Origin of the sequence: Streptomyces regalis, assembly GCF_001509475.1 — a bacterium.
Lineage (GTDB): Bacteria > Actinomycetota > Actinomycetes > Streptomycetales > Streptomycetaceae > Streptomyces > Streptomyces regalis.
The window spans coordinates 65,756-84,758 of record NZ_LLZG01000334.1 but is presented as its reverse complement, the minus strand read 5'-3'; the positions used below and the strand labels follow the sequence as shown (position 1 = coordinate 84,758).

Below are 19,003 nucleotides of genomic sequence, written 5' to 3'. Positions count from 1 at the left end.
GCGGTTACGTACGAAACGGTTCAGCGGCGTGCCGCCTGCCCCCTCCGCGTCAGCCACAGCGCGCCCGCCGCGCCCGCGAGCAGAACCGTGCCGCCGAGGGTGCCCAGGGCGATCGCCGAGTCCTCGGGGCCGGTCTGCGGGAGCTCGGCGCCGGAGCCGGAGCCGCCCTGGCCGGTGCCGCCCGCGCCGGCCGCCGCCGTCACGTCGAGGGTCAGCGACGGCTTGGGATTGTTGGTGGGGGTGCACGTGGTCGTCGTGCCCAGGGCCTTGATGGTGAGCACGGCCGCCGTGAAGGTGACCTTTCCGGTCTTCTTCGGGGTGTACGTGCCCGTCAAGTCGTTGATCTTGATGGGGGTGTCGGCCGGAATGGCCTCCTGGTTGGCCGGGCCCGTCACCGACAGGGTGCCGCTGTCGGCGCCGCCCAGCTTGATGGTGGCGCTCGGGTTCATCGCGCCCTTGCCGAGTTCGACCGGGCTGGACGAGACGCCCTTCTGCCACGACATGGTGATCTTGTAGCCGCTGCCGCTCTTGACGCCCTTGATGTCGATGGGCGAGACGGCGCTCTTGTCGCCGATCGGCGTCTTGCAGGCGTAGTTGACGTCGACGACATCGGCCCGGGCCGCAGGGGCGGCCATCAACACCGCCGAGCCGGCCAGGGCCGCGGCGGTCGCGAGCGCGGCGGTTCGCTTCTGCTTCGACACGGTCCCCTCATTCCTGACGGTACATCAGATCGGCGTCAAGGTACGCCCGGCGCCTTGAGGAGGGAAGACACGGCGCACGCCGGAGTTGTGGGGATCCGGCGTGCGCGTGAGGGGGTTCGAATGGAGAGGGTGACCCTCGGTAACCCAGGGTCAGGCCGGGGTCAGGCCGGCGTCGACTGTGGGCGCAGCACTTCGGGCAGCCCCCAGCGCCGCAGCACCTCGGGCACGGCCACCGTCCCGTCCGGCCGCTGGCACTGCTCCAGGATCGCGGGCAGCAGCCGGCTGGTGGCGAGACCCGAGGCGTTGAGGGTGTGGACGTAGGCCGCCTTGCCGCCGTCGGCCGGGCGGTACCGGATGCCACCGCGCCGGGCCTGGTAGGCGCGGGCGTTCGACACCGAGCTGACCTCGGCATACGCTCCCAGGCTCGGCAGCCAGACCTCCACGTCGTAGGTCTTGGCCTGGGCGGGGCTGGTGTCCCCGGCGGCTAGCTTGGTGACCCGGTGGTGCAGGCCGAGCCCGGCGACCAACTCCTCGGCCCGCTCCAGGAGTTCGAGGTGGGCGGCGTCCGAGTCCTCGGGCCGGGCGAACTGGAACAACTCGACCTTGTTGAACTGGTGGCCTCGCAGCGTCCCGCGGTCCGCCGTGCGGTGGCTGCCGCTCTCCCTGCGGTAACAGGGCGTGTAGGCGACGTACCGGCGCGGCAGTTCGCGCTCGTCGAGCGTCTCGCCGCGATGGAGGTTGACCAGGGCCGTCTCGGCGGTGGGCAGCAGGAAGTGGTCGTCCACGCGGAAGACCTCGTCGGCGAACTTGGGGAACTGCCCGGCCGTGTACCCGGCCTCGTACGTCAGCAGGTGCGGCGGCAGCACGAACTCGTATCCCGCGCGGCGGTGTGCGTCGAGGAAGTGGTTGAGCAGGGCCCACTCCAGCGCGGCGCCCTGGCCACGGTAGATCCAGTAGCCGTTGCCGGCGAGGGCCGCACCCCGCTTGTAGTCGACCAGGCCGAGGTCCTGGGCGAGACCCACATGATCCCTGGCCGGGAAGGCGAAGGCGGGCGGTTCCCCCACGGTCCGTACGACCTCGTTGTTCTCCTTGCCGCCCGCCGCCACGTCGTCGTCCGGCAGGTTGGGCAGAGCGTCGAGGAACTCCTGGTGCCTGGCGGCCAGTTCGGCGAGGTGGGCCTCCGCCTCGGCGAGTTCGTCGGTCAGGGTCTTGGCGGCGTCCTGGAGTTCACCGGCCGCGGCGCCCTCGCGGCGCCGTACGGCGATCTCGGCCGAGATCCGCCGCCGCTCGCCGCGCAGCCGCTCCACGGCCGTACGCGTCTCGCGGAAGGTGGCGTCGAGGGTGAGGAAGGCCGGGATGTCGGCGTCCACGGCGCGTTTGCGCAGGCCCTCGCGGACCTGGCCGGGGTGGTTTCGGATGAGGGTGACGTCGAGCATGGTGCGCGCTCCGTCCGGTCGGCCGGAGCGGCACGGTCCGCCCCGGGGTGGCCCCTCGGGGCGTGGGCGAGAGGGTGCTCGCGGTGCCACCACGCCTTCACCGCCGTACGCCACCTGCGTGGCCGTACGACGGACTCGTTCGGGCCCGATGACGGGGGCCGGCCGGCGGGGCATTTCCTCCCCGCACTCGGGAGTGGATTCGTCCGGGGCGCAGGCCGCCTTCACAGCGAGTGGCGGCTCTCTCGGCTCGCGGCCCCGGGTTACTTTTCTCCGTCAGCGCGTTGCAGGGAGGGTAGAGCAGCAGCTCAGCGGGGCGGAAACGAATTTCCTGTACGGCGGTTGGCTCCCCTGCCCTACGCCGGTGCTCCCAGCTCCGCCCACACCGTCTTGCCCGCGACCCCCGGCGTCCGTACGACTCCCCAGTCCAGGCACAGCCGCTGCACGATGAACATGCCGTGGCCGCCGGGGCGGCCCGCGCGGTGCGGGGTGCGGGGGGCCGGCTGGCCCGTGCCCTTGTCGGAGACCTCGATACGGATCACCTTGTTGTCGCAGGCGATCCACATCTCGTCCGGCCCCTCGGCGTGCAGACAGGCGTTGGTGACCAGCTCGGACACGACGAGCAGCACATCCTCGGCGGCCGCCCGCTGGTCGGCGGTGGCGGCGGGCAGCCAGCCCCACGCGTACAGCGCCTGGCGGGCGAAGTCGCGGGCGAGCGGGACGACCCCGCTCTGCCCTGCGAAGCCCAGCCGACGGACCTGACGCCCCGCGGCCGCCTGGACGGACGCCTCGGACGCCTCGGACGCCTCGGACGCCTCGGGGCTCACGGACGGCACGGCGTCCCCGTCGGGCGTTCCCGCCGCCGGAGCGCCCTCGTCGGAGCCCCCCGTGGCCGGCACGTCCCCCTCGGACACCCCGGAAGCGCCGCTGGGCTCACGGCCGCGGTCGCCCGGCGAGAAAGGCCGGGTGGTGCTCATCAGCGCTTCACCTCACCGATTCACCAGTTCAACGTTCACACGATTCAGAAGTCTGCACGCAGAGTCAGTACGCCCGTACACTTCCTTGCCTGATACGTCGGTCACAGTCCCCCCACCCCCGGTGGCCGACCTCACAGCCGACAGTTTCAGGATGCTCCTGCCCGACCGCGCCGAGCGAACACCCCCGGATTCGGCACGAATGATGTGCACGAACGACGTGACGTCCGATGCGGGGCCGGACGCGAGGACTCAACCCGACCCGTCGGACTCGTCGGACTCATCGGCCAGAGCGTCGTCGAGCGAGGCGTGAACGGTGAAGACCGCTTCTGCCCCTGTGATCTCGAACACGCGCGCAACGACGGGCAGCATGCCCGCGAGATGCACCCCGCCACCGGCGGCCTCGGCCTTCAGTCGCGCCCCGAGCAGCACGTTCAGCCCCGTGGAGTCACAGAACTCGAGCCGCGAGCAGTCGACGACCAGCCGGCTGAAACCCTTGTCGAGGCAGTCCTCGAGTGGCTCACGCAACAAATCGGCGGTGTGGTGATCCAACTCACCCGCCGGAGTCACGACGGCACTGGAGCCCTCTTCCCGCACCTCGACCAGAAGTCGGCCAGACTGTGCGCTGCCGACGGTCCCGCGGTCCATGCCGTCTCTCACTCCCGACGTCGTGGCTGCTGACTGACGCTCTCGAACACTACGCCTTCCCTACGCCCTCCAACACCCGAACATCCACCCAGAAACGGACATTTCGGAACAGAGCGCACTTGCGGTGGGCTCCCGAAAGCGGGTAGGGCTAGTAGAGACACGTAACCGACTCGGCCGGCTTTGGAGGCGCCGCACACCGCAGTGCACGCACAGGCTTCGGCAGCCATATGCCGAGAACGATGGAGGACATCATGTCACCCCGGCTCGACGCATCGCATGCCCAGAAGGCGACGTCGGCACCCCGACCGGAACATCTGGATCCCATCGAGCGCAGCAGCGCCGTACGTCACGAACAGGACTTCGGCCAGGAGTTCGGCCAGGACGACGTACTCGCCGGGCTTCCGGACATCCCCCCGTACGACGAGGTGGGGCCGGTGGACGCGCGGGCCCTGTCCAAGACCCTCTTCGAGCGGCTGGAGTCGCTGGAGGAAGGGACCCACGAATACTCGTACGTCCGCAACACGCTCGTCGAACTCAACCTCGCTCTGGTCAAGTTCGCCGCCTCCCGCTTCCGCTCGCGCAGCGAGCCGATGGAGGACATCATCCAGGTCGGCACCATCGGCCTGATCAAGGCGATCGACCGCTTCGAGCTCAGCCGTGGCGTGGAGTTCCCCACCTTCGCGATGCCGACCATCGTCGGCGAGATCAAGCGCTTCTTCCGTGACACCTCGTGGTCGGTGCGGGTACCGCGCCGGCTGCAGGAACTCCGGCTCGACCTGGCCAAGGCCGGCGACGAGTTGGCCCAGAAGCTCGACCGCGCCCCGACGGTGGCGGAACTGGCGGAGCGCCTCGGTCTGACCAACGACGAGGTCGTCGAGGGCATGGCGGCGTCGAACGCGTACACCGCCTCCTCGCTGGACGCCCAGCCCGAGGAGGACGACGCCGAGGGCGCGCTCGCCGACCGGATCGGCTACGAGGACCACGGCATCGAAGGCATCGAGTACGTCGAGTCGTTGAAGCCGCTCATCGCCGAACTGCCGCCCAGAGACCGGAAGATCCTTTCCCTGCGGTTCGTCGCGGGCATGACCCAGTCGGAGATCGGCGACGAGCTCGGCATCTCACAGATGCATGTGTCGCGACTGCTGTCGCGCACCTTGATCCGGCTCCGCAAGGGGCTGACGGTCGAGGAGTGACGACCGGCGGCGGAGGGGCGTCTGCCTCCCGCCGACGTGCGCTGTGCCCGGTACCCCGCCGAATCCGTCGGCCGGATACCGGGCACAGCGCGTTCGGGCCGTCCACGGGCACTTCACGGGTTACCCACGGAAACCCTTTCCCCAAAGCCGCCCTTCCTCCACTATGAGCCGTCATACCCGCCGGTAGGTCAGACTCCGGGCGGGTGGCAAGGCTGCAAGGAGGCGGGGGAATGGCTCGGGCCGACGACAGCAGGGACCTTGACCGTGGGATGCACACGGGCGCGTCCGACGCCCGGCTCACCGAACTGCTGCGCGCCGACACGGCCACCGCGTACCAGGCGCTCCACGAACTCCGCGCCCGCCATCACGCACCCGTCCTCGGCTACGCCCGCCTGTGCACCCCGAACGACTCCATGGCACGGCAGTTGGCCGCCCAGGCGTTCACCCTCGCGGCCCGCCAGACGGCACGCGGCGTCGACCCGGGTCTCCCCTGGCGGCACCGGCTTCTGCTGCTGACCGCCCGGTCGGCCGGGACGTGGGCCATGGACGAGCGGGCCGCCGGCCTCGACGCGGGCCTGCTCCTCGTGCTGAACACGACGGGTCCGTCCGGCCCGGTCCCGCCCATGCTCACGGCGTTCCAGAGCCTGTCGTCCCGCACGCAGGGCCTGATCTGGTACGGGGTCCTGGAGCGGGAGCCGGTGGAACGGACGGCCACTCTCCTCGGCCGCACCCGCGAGGACGTGACGTACGGCACCGGCCCGGCGCTCCAGCAGCTGGCCCGCGCCTGTCTGCGCACCCGCCTCGCCGCCTCCGACGACCCCGACTGCCCCGACTTCGGCCGCCTCATCGAGGAGTCCGTCCGTCCGGACAGCCCTCGCGAAAGCGCCGACCTGCGCGGCCACATGGCGCGCTGCCCGCACTGCACGACGGCGTACGAGGAGCTGTCGGCCCTGCGGGACACCCCGCGCGCGGCGCTGGCGGAGGGACTGCTGCCGTGGGGCGGGACGGCATATGCGGCGGGTGGGGCGGGAGAGCGGGAGGCCGTCGGCCTTACTGCGGAGCGGAGTTGGCCGACGGGAGGCCGGCCGCGAGATCGTCGCCGAATCGCGCTGGTGTCGGCGGCGCTCGGGGTGGCGTTGCTTCCGCTGGTGGTCTTCCTGGTGGCGCAGGGCGGTTCGTCGTCGCCGCAGGAGCCGGTGGCCTCGGTCGGCACCGCGGCGAGTGTGCCGCCGGTGGCGGTGACGGTGACCGCGACGGTGTCGGTCACGCCGTCGGCCTCTTCGCCTTCACCTTCGCCGTCTCCGTCGCGGACGTCCAAGTCGCCTTCTCCGACGCGGAGTCCGAAGCCGACGAAGACGGCCCGCCCGAAGCCGACCCCCGCCCCCGTTCGCCTGCCGAACGGCACCTACGCCCAGGTCGTGAACGTCGCCACGGGGCTGTGCCTGGACATCGACGGCGCCCCGTACAACGGCACGGACGTCGTCACGGCCACCTGCACGTCCGCGCGCGACCAACGGTGGCGGGTCGACTCCGAACGCGGCGTGCTGCAGTCGTACGCCTACCCCGACTGCTGCCTGGACAGCCGGGGGTCCGTGGACCGGGGCGTCGGCATCTGGGAGTGCGGCTCGGTGTTCGGACCCAACGGGCTGAACCTCAGGTTCGCGGTGGACTCCAGCGGGGTGATCCGCCCGGGGATCGCGCCGGACCATGCGGTGACGCCGAGCGGGGACAGGTCGCTGGCCCTGGTGCGGGAGGCGGGGCGGGAGGATCAGCGGTGGCGGGCGGGGGCGGCCTGATCAGACGATCCGCACCCCCCGTCGCCACACCTCGCTGACCAGCGGCACCCCCGGCCGGTAGGCCAGGTGCACATGGCTCGGCGCGTCCAGCACGAGCAGGTCCGCGCGAGCGCCCGGGGTGAGGCGGCCGATGTCGTCGCGGCGCAGGGCCGCTGCCCCGCCCGCCGTGGCCGACCAGACCGCCTCGTCCGGTGTCATCCCCATGTCCCGTACCGCGAGCGCGATGCAGAAGGGCACGGAGGAGGTGAAGGACGAGCCGGGGTTGCAGTCGGTGGAGAGGGCGACGGTGACGCCCGCGTCGAGGAGGCGGCGGGCGTTCGGCCACTGGGCGCGGGTGGAGAACTCGGCGCCGGGGAGCAGGGTGGCGACCGTACGGCCGTTCGCCAGGGCGTCGATGTCCGCGTCCGTGAGGTGGGTGCAGTGGTCGGCGCTGGCGGCGTCCAGTTCGACGGCCAGCTGCACACCGGGGCCGTGGGTGAGCTGGTTGGCGTGGACGCGGGGGTGCAGGCCCTTGGCCTTGCCCGCGGTGAGGATCGCGCGGGCCTGGTCGCCGTCGAAGGCGCCCTTCTCGCAGAAGACGTCGATCCAACGGGCGTACGGGGCACAGGCGTCGAGCATCTCGCCGGTGACGAGGGCGACGTAGGCGGTGGGGTCGTCGGCGTAGTCGGGGGAGACGATGTGGGCGCCCAAGTACGTGACCTCGTCCGTGTGCGCCGACGCGATGCGCAGGGCTCGGGCCTCGTCCTCGACCGTCAGGCCGTAGCCGGACTTCGTCTCGAAGGTGGTGGTGCCCTGGTGCAGCGCCTCGTGGAGGTAACGGGTGAGGTTGACTTCGAGTTCCTCGTCGCTCGCGGCGCGGGTGGCGGCGACGGTCGTGCGGATGCCGCCGGCGGTGTAACTGCGGCCGGACATGCGGGCGTTGAACTCGGCGGTCCGGTCCCCCGCGAAGACGAGGTGGGAGTGGGAGTCGACGAACCCCGGGACGACCGCCCGGCCGCCTGCGTCGAGCCGATTGTCAGTGGCGGGTGCTTTGCTTTGATCACCGGTCCACACGACGCGGTCGCCTTCGATGACGACGGCCGCGTCCTGGATCAGTCCGAGGGGGGAATTGTCACCGAGGGAGGGGTTGTTGGTGACCAGGGCGGCGATGTTGGTGATGAGCGTGCTTGCGGTGCTCGCGGAGTGGGCGGGGCTGACGGTCGTCGCGTTGCTCATGGCGTCCTTGGTGGCCTGGTCGGCGGTCGGGTCGGGTTCGGGAGCGGAGGCGGGCCGCGCGGGTGGGCGGCCCGGGATCATCCGCGCAGGGCTGCGACGGCGTCCGAGAGGGCTTTCGGCACCTCCGGTACGAGTGAGTGGACCCCGTCCCGTACGACGTGCCGACCGCCCACGACCGTATGCGACACGTCTGCTGCCGACGCAGCGAATACGGCCGTCTCGGCCCCGAGCCGCGGAAGCGGCCCTGCCGTCCTGACCGAGTCGAGCGCGATCGTGGTGAGGTCGGCGCGTGCGCCGGGCTCGATGGTGCCCACGTCGTCCCAGCCGAGAGCCGCGTGGCCGTCGACCGAGGCCGCCCGCAGGAGGGCCGCAGCTGTCCAGTGACCTCGCGTACGGGTGCGCAGGCGCTCGTTCAGCTCCATCGCGCGCGCCTCTTCGAGCAGGTCGATGACGGCGTGGCTGTCGGAGCCGAGGGAGAGCGGGGAGCCTTCGTTCTGCAGGGCGACGGCCGGCCCGATGCCGTCCGCGAGGTCCCGTTCGGTGGTCGGGCACATACAGGTGCCGGTGCCGCTGCCCCCGATCAGGGAGATGTCCTCGGCGGTGAGGTGGGTGTTGTGGACGCCGGTGGTGCGCGGGCCGAGCACGCCGTGCAGGGCGAGGAGCTGGGTCGGGGTGCAGCCGTGGACCTCCAGGCACGCCTCGTTCTCGGCGGTCTGCTCGGACAGGTGCACATGGAGCGGAGCCCGCCGCTCCTCGGCCCACCGCGCCACGGTCGCCAACTGGTCGGCGGGCACGGCCCGTACGGAGTGGATCGCCGCCCCGATCCGTGCGTGATCCTGGTCCTTGAGAACTGAACAGCGTTCGGCCCAGCTCTCGGCGTTCCCGTCGGAGAAGCGGAGCTGGTGGGTGTTGGGGGGCTGCCCGAAGCCGGAGGAGAGATAGGCGGTGTCGAGGAGGGTGATACGGATGCCGGCGTCGGCGGCGGCCGCAATGAGGGCCTCGCCCATCGCGTTCGGGTCGGCGTAGGGGGTGCCGCCCGGGGCGTGGTGGACGTAGTGGAACTCGCCGACCGCGGTGATCCCGGCCAGCGCCATCTCGGCGTACACGGCGCGGGCGAGGGCGTGGTAGGTCTCCGGGGTCAGCCGGTCGGCGAACGAGTACATGACCTCGCGCCAGGTCCAGAAGGTGCCGGAGCCGACCTGGACGGTACCGCGCAGGGCGCGGTGGAAGGCGTGCGAGTGGGCGTTGGCGAGCCCGGGGAGCGTGAGGCCGCGGAGGACCTCGGCGCCGGGGGGCGGGGCTTCCGTGCCGGTGCGGACGGCGGTGATGCGGCCGTCCTGTACGTCCAGGGCGACGCCCGGCTCGACGTGGGTGTCGAGCCAGGCGTGTTCCAGCCAGTACGTACGGGTCTGCTGGGTGGGCGTCACGTGCAGGCCAGTCCTTCCAGTACGTCGGCCAGGGCGATGACTCCGGCCACGCAGTCGTCCTCGGCGGCGAACTCGGCCGGGGAGTGCGAGACGCCCGTGGGGTTGCGTACGAACAGCATGGCCGTCGGGATGCTCCCGGAGAGGATTCCGGCGTCGTGTCCGGCGCCGGTACCCAGGACGGGGACGGTGATGCCGGTGTCCTTGCCGAGGATGCGGCCCAGTTCGTCGCGCAGGGCGTGGTCGAACTCGACGACGGGCGTGAAGGACTCACGGACGATGTCGAGGTCGATGCCGTGGGCCGCCGCGTAATCCCGGGCGGCCTTCTCGATGCCGCCGACGACGGCGTCGAGGCTCGCCTGGTCCTCGGCACGGGAGTCGAGCCAGACGCGCACCAGGGAGGGGATGGCGTTGACGCCGTTCGGCTCGACGGAGATCTTGCCGAAGGTGGCGACGGCACCGGCGAGTTGAGCCTCCCGCCGGGCGGCGAGCACGGTCTCGGCGTACGCGAGCATGGGGTCGCGCCGGTCCACGAGCCGTGTGGTCCCCGCGTGGTTGGCCTCGCCCCGGAAGTCGAACCGCCACCGGCCGTGCGGCCAGATGGCGCTGGCGATGCCGACCCGGTCGCCGGACAGGTCCAGGGCCCGCCCCTGCTCGACATGCAGCTCGACGAAGGCGCCGATGCGGGCGAGCCGCTCCGGGTCGGCGCCGATGGTGTCGGGGTCGTACCCGGCGACCTCCATGGCCCGGGGCAGGCTGACCCCGTCCCCGTCGGTCAGCCTGTGGGCGTTCTCGACGGTGAGCTGTCCGGCGGCGAGCCGGGACCCGACACAGGCGAGCCCGAACCGGGCGCCCTCTTCGTCACCGAAGTTGACGATGGCGAGGGGTTTGGTGAAGTCCACTCCCCGGCCTCGCAGTTCATCGAGAGCAGCGAAGGAGGACACCACCCCGAGGGGCCCGTCGAAGGCACCCCCGTCCGGCACGGAGTCGAGATGCGACCCGGTGACGACGGCATCCCCGGCGGCGGGGTCCCCGAGCCAGGCCCACTGGTTGCCGTTGCGGTCGACCTCGTAGACGAGGCCGCGTGCTTCCGCCTGCTCCTTGAACCAGGCCCGGCAGTCGAGATCGGCCCCCGTCCAGGCGAAACGACGGTAGCCGTGGGAGTCGGCGTGCCGCCCGATGGGGAGCAGCTCGCGCCACATCTCATGGAAGGAGTTGCCGGACACAGGCTGTGGGCAGTCGTTCCGCAGGGCGTTGGGGGTCCCCCCGCTCGAACGAAGTTGAGAGTGGGGGAGGGTGGGCGCCGCCGAACCCGCACCCGGCGACGAGGCTTCAGCCCCCACCGGAGAGTTGCCGCTACGCCCACTGTCGTTCTGCGTCACGCGTCGTCACCCTCGCGCATAGGAACCCGCACGCCCCGCTCATCGGCAACCGACTCCGCGATGTCGTACCCCGCGTCCACATGCCGGATGACGCCCATACCGGGGTCGTTGGTGAGGACCCGCCGGATCTTCTCCCCACCCAGCTTCGTACCGTCGGCCACCGTCACCTGACCGGCGTGAATGGACCGGCCCATGCCCACACCACCACCGTGGTGAAGGGACACCCAGGAGGCACCCGAAGCCACGTTCACCATGGCGTTCAGCAGCGGCCAGTCCGCGATCGCGTCGGAGCCGTCCAGCATCGCCTCGGTCTCACGGTAGGGAGAGGCCACCGAGCCGCAGTCGAGGTGGTCCCGCCCGATCGCCAGCGGCGCGGCAAGCTCCCCGCTCGCCACCATGTCGTTGAACCGCTCGCCCGCCTTGTCCCGCTCCCCGTAGCCGAGCCAGCAGATGCGCGCGGGCAGCCCCTGGAAGTGCACCCGCTCGCCGGCCATCTTGATCCAGCGGGCGAGGGACTCGTTCTCGGGGAACAGGTCCAGGATCGCCTTGTCGGTCTTGGCGATGTCGGCGGGGTCGCCGGACAGGGCGGCCCAGCGGAAGGGTCCCTTGCCCTCGCAGAACAGGGGCCGGATGTAGGCGGGCACGAACCCGGGGAAGGCGAACGCCCGCTCGTACCCGGCGAGTTGGGCCTCGCCCCGGATCGAGTTGCCGTAGTCGAAGACCTCGGCGCCGGCGTCCATGAAGCCGACCATGGCCTCGACGTGCCTGGCCATCGACTCGCGGGCCTTGGTGGTGAAGCCCGCCGGGTCCTTGGCGGCAGCGTCCGCCATGTCGTCGAAGGCGACGCCCAGCGGCAGGTACGCCAGCGGGTCGTGCGCCGAGGTCTGGTCGGTGACGATGTCGATGGGGGCGCCCATCGCGAGGAGCTGCGGGACCAGCTCGGCGGCGTTGCCGAGGACGCCGATGGAGAGCGGGCGGCGGGCGTCGCGGGCCTCGGTCGCCAGCTGGAGCGCGTGGTCCAGACTGTCGGCCTTCACGTCCAGGTAGCGGTGCTCGATGCGCCGCTCGATCGCGCGCGGGTCGCAGTCGATGCAGATCGCGACGCCGTCGTTCATGGTCACGGCGAGCGGCTGGGCGCCGCCCATGCCGCCGAGACCGGCGGTGAGGGTGATCGTCCCGGCGAGGGTGCCGTCGACCCCTTTACCCATGGAATGCAGCTTCGCGGCGACGGCGGCGAAGGTCTCGTAGGTGCCCTGGAGGATGCCCTGGGTGCCGATGTAGATCCAGGAGCCGGCCGTCATCTGGCCGTACATGGTGAGGCCGAGGGCCTCCAGGCGGCGGAACTCCTCCCAGTTGGCCCAGTCGCCGACGAGGTTGGAGTTGGCGATGAGGACGCGCGGCGCCCACTCGTGGGTCTGCATGACGCCGACGGGGCGACCGGACTGGACCAGCATGGTCTCGTCCTGCTTCAGCGTCCTCAGCGTGCGCACCATCGCGTCGAAGGAGCGCCAGTCACGGGCCGCCTTGCCGGTGCCGCCGTAGACGACGAGCTTGTCGGGGTGCTCGGCGACCTCGGGGTCGAGGTTGTTCTGCAGCATCCGCAGGGCGGCTTCCTGCTGCCATCCCAGGGCACTCAGTTCCGTACCGCGCGGCGCTCGGACGGGGCGGGGTCCTGACATGGTCTGCCTCCCAGCGGACTGTGACTGCGAACTGTTGAGGTGGATATTCACATCCTGACCGTCTGAATAGAGCTAGTCAATACGTTCGCGGGCCAGCGCTCGCGCGTTCCGGATGTTTGGCTGGATGCATGGGCTCGGACGACGACATGACGGGGGATGTTGTGGACAACGGCGTGGGCAGCGGAGCAGGCGGCGAAACAGGTGACGGATTCGAGATATCGGCGTACGACGCCGGCCGGACGGCCCGGCGGGACGAGGCGGTGCGGGCCGCCGTGGAGCAGGGGCTGCTCGGGCCCGGCTCCCCCATCGTCGGCCTGCTCGACGTCACCGGCATCCGGGAGTCGGCGGCGGCGCTGCGGGCGGCGTTCGACGCGGTCGTGGCGCCGGGTACGCGCGTGCTGCACGCCTTCGCGGTGAAGGCGACCCCGCTGGTGCCGGTGCTGCGGCTGCTGCGTGAGGAGGGCATCGGCGCGGAGGTGGCGAGCCCGGGCGAGCTGGCGTTGGCGCGGGCGGCGGGACTGCGGCCGGGGATGACGGTCCTGGACTCGCCCGCCAAGACGCCGGCCGAGCTGCGCGAGGCGCTGGCGATGGGCATCGCCGTCAATGCGGACAACCCGCAGGAGCTGGCCCGCATCGACGGCCTCGTCCGGTCCGCCACCAGCCGCTCCCCGCTGGGGATCCGGGTGAATCCGCAGGTCGGCGGGGGTTCCATCGAGGCGACGTCCACGGCCACGGCGACGTCGAAGTTCGGGGTGGCGCTGCGTGACGAGGGGGCCCGGGAGTGGGTCGTCCGGGCGTACCAGGACCGTCCGTGGCTGACCCGGCTGCATGCGCACACCGGCTCGCAGGGCATCCCGCTGTCGCTGATGGCCCGGGGGGTCGCGGAGGCGTACGCGCTCGCCGAGGAGATCAACCGGCGGATCGGGCGGCGGCAGATCGACACGCTCGACATCGGCGGCGGGCTGCCGGTGAACTTCACCTCGGACGCGACGACGCCGACGTACGCGCAGTATGCGCGACTACTCAGCGAGGCGGTGCCGGGGCTGTTCGACGGGCGGTACGGGCTGGTCACGGAGTTCGGCCGGTCGCTGCTGGCCAAGCACGGGACGGTCGTGGCGCGGGTCGAGTACGCCAAGAGTGCGGGCGGACGGCCGGTGGCGGTCACCCATGCGGGCGTGCAGGTCGCCACGCGCACGGTGTACGCGCCGGGGAGCTGGCCGCTGAGGATCGCCGCGTACGACGACAAGGGGCGCCCGAAGGAGGGTCCGGCCGTGCTGCAGGACGTGGCCGGGCCGGCCTGCTTCTCGGGGGACCTGCTGGCCGAGGGGTGCGCGCTGCCGTTGCTGGAGCAGGGGGACCACGTGGCGGCGGTGGACACGGGGGCGTACTACTTCGCGCACCACTACGCGTACAACTCCCTTGCCCGGCCCGGCGTCTACGGCTTCGCGCCGGACGACGCCGGAGGCATCGCCTTCGCGACGGTGCGCGAGCCGCAGTCGCTCGACGAGATCGTGGCCGAATCCGGAGGGGCGCACGCAGCCTCGCTCACCACCCTGCCCTCGCCGGAGAGCCAGCGACGAGCGCCGACCTGATCAGCGGGCGCGGCGGCAGCAGCATCCTTTCTGTGCCTGGTCCTCGACGCCTGACCTACACCAGCGCCGCAGTGCGGCGGCGGGCCCCGCCCGGGGCGGCGTCGCCCGCCGCGACGCCCGTGCTGCGGTACGTCCTCACCGCCTTGCCCGCCGGCTGCCCGCCCCGCCCATCGAGCCAGTCCACCCGTACCCACAGCAGGGCGTTGTCGGCACACTCACGCCGTCCGAGCCACGCGGCCTTGAGCCGGAGCCCCGCCCCGCATCCCGCCAGCAGCATCCCGCCGGCCACCGACACGGCGAACGCGCTGCCCAGCGCGGCGACGAACGCCAACAGCAGCCACCAGCGGTGACCCCGGCGCCAGTTGCGGACGGTCACCGCGCGATCCTGGAGCACGTCATGCTTGCCGGCGCGGGCGACCGACCGGGTGAGGGCGGTGTAGCGCCTGCGGCGGCAGTACGACACGACCACGGCGGCGACGATGAACAACGCGCCACCGGCCATGACGCCGATCCTGCGGCCCGTAATACCCGGCACCAGTACGCCGATGCCCGCCGCGAACACCCCGAGCCACCACAGCGGTGCCACCCCGGCCCGTACGACGACGGCCACCCGGGCCAACCCTTGTACTCCGCGCGCCATGATCCGCCTCCTCGCCGTCCCGGCACAGCCCTGTCGGCCGCGCACGGTAGCGAGCAAACGTGAGACGAGTCTGAGAGCGGCAGCCAGGGTTCTCCAGGTTGATAGATGTCTCACGAGACACACCAACGCCCACCCGCGCGGGTGTGACCAGGGCTGTACTTGGCGCCCAGGGCCGTCGCGGACCTGCACATGTGGCCCTGGTCCCTACGCCGACGAGCGTGGCGGAGCTGGATGCGGCCGGTTTCAGGTAGGGCGGCGGACGGCCTGTACGGCGGTGTCGTAGAGGTCGAACAGGTCGACCTGTCCGCCCAGGCGTACCCATTCCTCGTTGGCTGCCTGCAGGCAGATGATCGCTGCGGCTGCGATCGCGCGGGCTTGCAGGGTGCGGCTGTCGGAGTCGGGCAGTCGCGGCTCGATCTGCGGTGCGAACAGGTCTTGCCAGCGGGCTTGCTTCTCGGCGTGTCCGGCGCGTAGGGAATCGTTGCCGAACAGCAGCGTGATGAACTCCAGGCGCCCTTCGGCTGTCATGTCGATCTCCTCGAGCACCTGGAACGCCGCGCGCAGCGCCGTCCAGGCATCCTCGTCGGCCGAGCGCTCGGCGAGGCGCGCGGCGATCAGTTCGCCCTGTTCGTCCAGGCCGCTGAGCGCGAGGTCTTCCTTGTTGCGGAAGTAGTTGAACAGGGTCCGCCGGGAGACGCCCGCGGCGGCGGCGACCTCATCGAGGGTCGTGTTGTCGAAGCCCTTGGCGGCGAACAGCTCGATAGCGGTCCGGGCCAGCAGTGATCGGACCACGGAGCGGGTCTGTTCCCGGATAGGGGCCGGTTTCTGAGTCATGCACCGATGGTACGTCGCCTCACACGATGCAGGCGCTTGCACTCAGTGCAAAAGCGTGCGTAGAGTGAATGTCATGAGCAAAATCGACTACCACCGCCAGACCGTCATCGTCACCGGCGCCAGCTCCGGCCTCGGCGCCGAATTCGCCCGCCAGCTGGCCCGCCGCGGCGCAAACCTCGTGCTGGTGGCCCGCCGCGCGGACCGGCTGCAGAGCCTGGCCGCCGAACTCACCCGCGCCCACGGCGTCACGGTGACCACCGTCGCCCGCGACCTCGGCCGGCCCGACGCCGGCCGCACGCTGCGCACCGAACTCGAGTCCCGCGGCATCCACGCCACCGGACTGGTCAACAACGCCGGCTTCGGCACCCACGACGCGTTCACCGCCGAGGACCCCGACCGCCTGCAAAGCATGATCGCGCTGAACGTCAGCGCGCTGGTCGACCTCAGCCACGCCTACATCGACCCGCTGACCTCCGCCGACACCGGCGTCCTGATCAACGTCGCGAGCCTGCTGGGCTTCCAGCCGACCCCCTACATGAGCGCCTACGGCGCCACCAAGGCCTTCGTCCTCAACTTCACCGAATCGCTGTGGGAGGAGACCCGCGGCACCGGCCTGCGTGTCCTGGCCGTATGCCCCGGCGCCACCCGGACCGAGTTCTACGACGTCGCCGGCAGCTCCGCCGACTACGGCACGAAGCGGGCAACCCCCGAGCAGGTCGTGACGATCGCCCTCGACACGCTCGACCGCCGATCCGCGCCCCCATCGGTGGTCACCAACGGCCGGTCGCTCGCTCTCCTCGGAAGGCTCCTGCCGCGCCGCTCGATGGTCCGGCTCATGGGCTGGATGGACCGCCGCCAGCGCCCCCAGCACCCCGTCGCCCTCACCAACAGCTAAGGAAGCCCGTCATGACCAGCACCGACATCACCACACAGCCCACCGACGCGGAGCGCTTCCACCACATCCTCCAAACCCAGCGCGCCGCCTACCTCCGCGACGGAGCGCCCTCCCTGGAGGCGCGGCGCAGCGATCTGACCAGGTTCAAGAAGGCACTGATCGCCCGGCGCGGCGCCATCGAGGAGGCGATCAACACCGACTTCGGACATCGCTCGCGACACGAGACCGCGTTCATGGAACTCGTGGGCGTCGTGCAGGGCATCGACTACCTGCAGCGCAACCTTCGCCGGTTCATGCGCCCGACCCGCCGCCGCATCGAGCTGCCGCTGCGTTTCGGCAGCAACCGCATCGAATACCAGCCGCTCGGCGTGGTCGGCGTCATCTCGCCGTGGAACTATCCGGTCAACCTGTCGCTGATGCCCGTCGTCACCGCGATCGCCGCCGGCAACCGCGTCATGCTCAAGCCGTCGAAGCTGACCCCGGCGACGAACGCGGTGCTCGCGTCGATGCTCAGCGAACTCTTCCCGCCGGAGCAGGTCACGATGGTCAGCGGCGACGGCTCCGCGTTCTCCTCCTTGCCGTTCGACCATCTCGTCTTCACCGGCAGCACCGAGGTCGGGCGAGCCGTGATGAAGGCGGCCAGCGACAACCTCGTCCCCGTCACGCTGGAGCTCGGCGGCAAGTCTCCGACCATCGTGGCCAAGGGACACGTCCGGGACCAGGCCGTGTCCGACATCGTCTTCGGCAAGCTTCTCAGCGGCGGGCAGACCTGCATCGCCCCCGACTACGCCCTGGTGCACGAATCCGAGATCGACGCCTTGATCGCCAGCTACGACAGATTGGTGAAGGCCGCCTACCCCGACGGCCCCACCAGCGACGACTACACCTCGATCATCGACGACAAGCAGTACAGGATCCTCACCGACCTGATAGAGGACGCCCGCGCTCATGGGGCGCGGATCATCGAGGTCGGACACCGGCCGGGCGACGCGGCTCGCCGTCCGCACACCCTCGCACCGACCGTCGTGCTCGGCGTCACCGACGACATGCGCATCGCCCACGAGGAGATCTTCGGCCCCATCCTGCCGATCTTCGGTTACCGCGACATCGACGACGCCATCAACTACGTCAACGCACGGCCGCGGCCGCTGGCGCTCTACTACTTCGGCGACAACGGCCCCGACCGGCGCAAGGTCCTCGACCGCACGACCTCCGGCAACGTCACCGTCAACGGCACCATCATGCACGTCGCGCAGGACGACCTCCCCTTCGGCGGCGTCGGCGCCAGCGGGATGGGCAAATACCACGGCATCGAAGGATTCCGCACGCTCAGCCACCCCAAGGGCATCCACGTACAAGGACGCTGGAACGCCACCCGCCTGCTGCACGCCCCCTTCGGCAAGCGCACCGAAGCTCTCCTCAACTTCTTCCTCCGATGAGGGAGGCATCACCGGCGCCCGCAGGCCCTGAGACCACACCCCCACACACGAGTGCGGCCGGCCGTTCGTCGAGACCGATCGGCGGATCGGCGGAAATGGTGTTCACCCCGAGCAGCGACGTCGAGCACCAAAACGCACTACCGCCCGTGCAGCGGCCAGGGCCTGGCCGAGGCGAACCCCTCCGGAAGGAAGCCACCGATGGCTGATCACGACCTCGTTCTCGTCACCGGCGCCGGCGGCATGGGCCGCCTCGTCACCGAGCGGCTGCGCGCGCAGAACGTGCCGGTCCGCGTCCTGATCCGCCGCGAGGACGACCGCGCGGCCGAGGTGCGGGCATTGGGCGCCGAGGTCGTCACCGGGGACCTGACCCGGCCTGAAACGGTGGCGGCCGCGCTCGACGGCGTCCGCCGGACGTACTTCGGGCTCAGTGTGTCCCCGGACCACCTGCTGGCGGCGACCGTCATGGCCACGGTCGCGAAGGCGCACGGCGAACTCGACATGCTGGTGGACATGTCGCAGATGACGGTGTCGCAGATGACCGCCACCAGCACCGCGGAATCCCACCAGCAGCGGCTGCACTGGCTGGCGGAGCAGGTGCTGGACTGGTCGGGCCTGCCCGTGGTGCACGTGCGCCCGACGACGTTCCTCGACAATCCGTTGTTCACCGCCCTCGCGGCGCGGTCGATCCGCGAGAACGGCACGCTGGCGCTGCCGTTCGGGACCGGACGCACCTCGCCAGTCGCTGCCGACGACGTCGCCCAGGTGGTCGCGACCATCCTGCGCAATCCCGGGGAGCACGCCGGGAAGGTGTACGAGCTGACGGGGCCGCGGGCGCTCGACATGACCGAAGTAGCCCAGGAGTTCTCCAAGGCGCTCGGCCGCACGGTGACCTATCTGGACGTCCCCCTGCAATGGTGGCGCACAGAGGTACTCGCGAACGCGGGCCTGCCACAGCACACCGAGCAGCACATCGCGACCATGGCGCAGCTGCACCGCGCGAACCGTTACGACAGGGCGACCATCGACGTCGAGCGCATCACCGGGAAGCGGCCTCTGACCGTCGAGGAGTTCGTCGCCGTCCGCAAGGACTTCTACCTCGGCTGACTGCCGCAGCAATCCCAGGAGGAGGGGGCATCACCGAAGTCGCGGTCGGGCACG

Annotated in this window: 16 protein-coding genes; 6 read left to right on the top strand and 10 right to left on the bottom strand. The window is 71.0% G+C overall.

The genetic code is table 11. The features are described 5' to 3' along the window. Window positions 1-20: 20 nt before the first annotated feature. From ADL12_RS28335 to ADL12_RS28320, 4 genes are all read right to left on the bottom strand, one after another. A complete protein-coding gene (locus ADL12_RS28335) occupies window positions 21-701 on the bottom strand; it encodes an LPXTG cell wall anchor domain-containing protein (RefSeq protein WP_062706689.1) in 681 nt (226 codons plus the stop codon). 161 nt (window positions 702-862) lie between these two features. Further along, window positions 863-2,137: a serine--tRNA ligase gene (gene serS, locus ADL12_RS28330; RefSeq protein ID WP_062706687.1), complete on the bottom strand. Its 1,275-nt coding sequence runs from the start codon at window positions 2,135-2,137 to the stop codon at window positions 863-865. A gap of 353 nt (window positions 2,138-2,490) precedes the next feature. Beyond that, entirely contained in the window at window positions 2,491-3,111 is a 621-nt protein-coding gene (locus ADL12_RS28325; protein ID WP_062706686.1) for an ATP-binding protein, read from the bottom strand. Between the two features lie 249 nt (window positions 3,112-3,360). Further along, a complete protein-coding gene (locus tag ADL12_RS28320; RefSeq protein ID WP_062706684.1) occupies window positions 3,361-3,756 on the bottom strand; it encodes an STAS domain-containing protein in 396 nt (131 codons plus the stop codon). A gap of 251 nt (window positions 3,757-4,007) precedes the next feature. Here ADL12_RS28320 and ADL12_RS28315 point away from each other — a divergent pair, with 251 nt between their 5' ends. Then, window positions 4,008-4,949: an RNA polymerase sigma factor SigF gene (locus ADL12_RS28315; RefSeq protein WP_107120049.1), complete on the top strand. Its 942-nt coding sequence runs from the start codon at window positions 4,008-4,010 to the stop codon at window positions 4,947-4,949. 230 nt (window positions 4,950-5,179) lie between these two features. Then, complete coding sequence (locus ADL12_RS28310) at window positions 5,180-6,745, top strand: RICIN domain-containing protein (RefSeq protein WP_062706680.1); 1,566 nt, start codon at window positions 5,180-5,182, stop codon at window positions 6,743-6,745. On the opposite strand, the gene hutI is transcribed toward ADL12_RS28310, so the two are convergent. The 4 genes from hutI to hutU all read right to left on the bottom strand — a co-directional run bounded on the left by hutI (window position 6,746) and on the right by hutU (window position 12,445). Then, window positions 6,746-8,041 carry an imidazolonepropionase gene (gene hutI / locus ADL12_RS28305; RefSeq protein WP_062706679.1) on the bottom strand — a complete coding sequence of 432 codons (1,296 nt, stop codon included), beginning with the start codon at window positions 8,039-8,041 and terminating at the stop codon, window positions 6,746-6,748. It abuts the gene before it with no gap. Beyond that, complete coding sequence (locus tag ADL12_RS28300; RefSeq protein WP_062706677.1) at window positions 8,038-9,387, bottom strand: formimidoylglutamate deiminase; 1,350 nt, start codon at window positions 9,385-9,387, stop codon at window positions 8,038-8,040. Before ADL12_RS28300 ends, hutI begins: the two co-directional genes overlap by 4 nt. After that, entirely contained in the window at window positions 9,384-10,586 is a 1,203-nt protein-coding gene (locus tag ADL12_RS28295) for an allantoate amidohydrolase (RefSeq protein ID WP_208614635.1), read from the bottom strand. The genes ADL12_RS28300 and ADL12_RS28295 overlap by 4 nt, the downstream gene beginning before the upstream one ends. A 176-nt stretch (window positions 10,587-10,762) precedes the next feature. Further along, window positions 10,763-12,445 carry a urocanate hydratase gene (hutU, locus tag ADL12_RS28290; RefSeq protein WP_062706676.1) on the bottom strand — a complete coding sequence of 561 codons (1,683 nt, stop codon included), beginning with the start codon at window positions 12,443-12,445 and terminating at the stop codon, window positions 10,763-10,765. A gap of 128 nt (window positions 12,446-12,573) precedes the next feature. On the opposite strand from hutU, the gene ADL12_RS28285 reads away from it, so the two are divergent. Then, window positions 12,574-14,037 (top strand): type III PLP-dependent enzyme domain-containing protein, encoded by a 1,464-nt coding sequence (locus ADL12_RS28285; RefSeq protein ID WP_062706674.1) that lies wholly within the window; start codon window positions 12,574-12,576, stop codon window positions 14,035-14,037. A gap of 55 nt (window positions 14,038-14,092) precedes the next feature. Here the strand turns inward: ADL12_RS28285 and ADL12_RS28280 are convergent, their stop codons facing one another. Together ADL12_RS28280 and ADL12_RS28275 are read right to left on the bottom strand one after the other, a co-directional pair. Continuing rightward, window positions 14,093-14,677, bottom strand: coding sequence for a hypothetical protein (locus ADL12_RS28280; RefSeq protein WP_062706672.1), 585 nt, complete (start codon window positions 14,675-14,677; stop codon window positions 14,093-14,095). A 243-nt stretch (window positions 14,678-14,920) separates the two neighbouring features. Continuing rightward, window positions 14,921-15,511, bottom strand: a complete 591-nt coding sequence (locus tag ADL12_RS28275; RefSeq protein ID WP_063806748.1) for a TetR/AcrR family transcriptional regulator — start codon at window positions 15,509-15,511, stop codon at window positions 14,921-14,923. A gap of 73 nt (window positions 15,512-15,584) precedes the next feature. On the opposite strand from ADL12_RS28275, the gene ADL12_RS28270 reads away from it, so the two are divergent. The 3 genes from ADL12_RS28270 to ADL12_RS28260 all read left to right on the top strand — a co-directional run bounded on the left by ADL12_RS28270 (window position 15,585) and on the right by ADL12_RS28260 (window position 18,949). Next, complete coding sequence (locus ADL12_RS28270; RefSeq protein ID WP_062706668.1) at window positions 15,585-16,406, top strand: SDR family NAD(P)-dependent oxidoreductase; 822 nt, start codon at window positions 15,585-15,587, stop codon at window positions 16,404-16,406. A gap of 11 nt (window positions 16,407-16,417) precedes the next feature. Beyond that, window positions 16,418-17,845 (top strand): coniferyl aldehyde dehydrogenase, encoded by a 1,428-nt coding sequence (locus ADL12_RS28265; RefSeq protein ID WP_062706667.1) that lies wholly within the window; start codon window positions 16,418-16,420, stop codon window positions 17,843-17,845. A gap of 198 nt (window positions 17,846-18,043) precedes the next feature. Further along, a complete protein-coding gene (locus ADL12_RS28260) occupies window positions 18,044-18,949 on the top strand; it encodes an NmrA family NAD(P)-binding protein (protein ID WP_062706665.1) in 906 nt (301 codons plus the stop codon). Window positions 18,950-19,003: the final 54 nt, after the last annotated feature.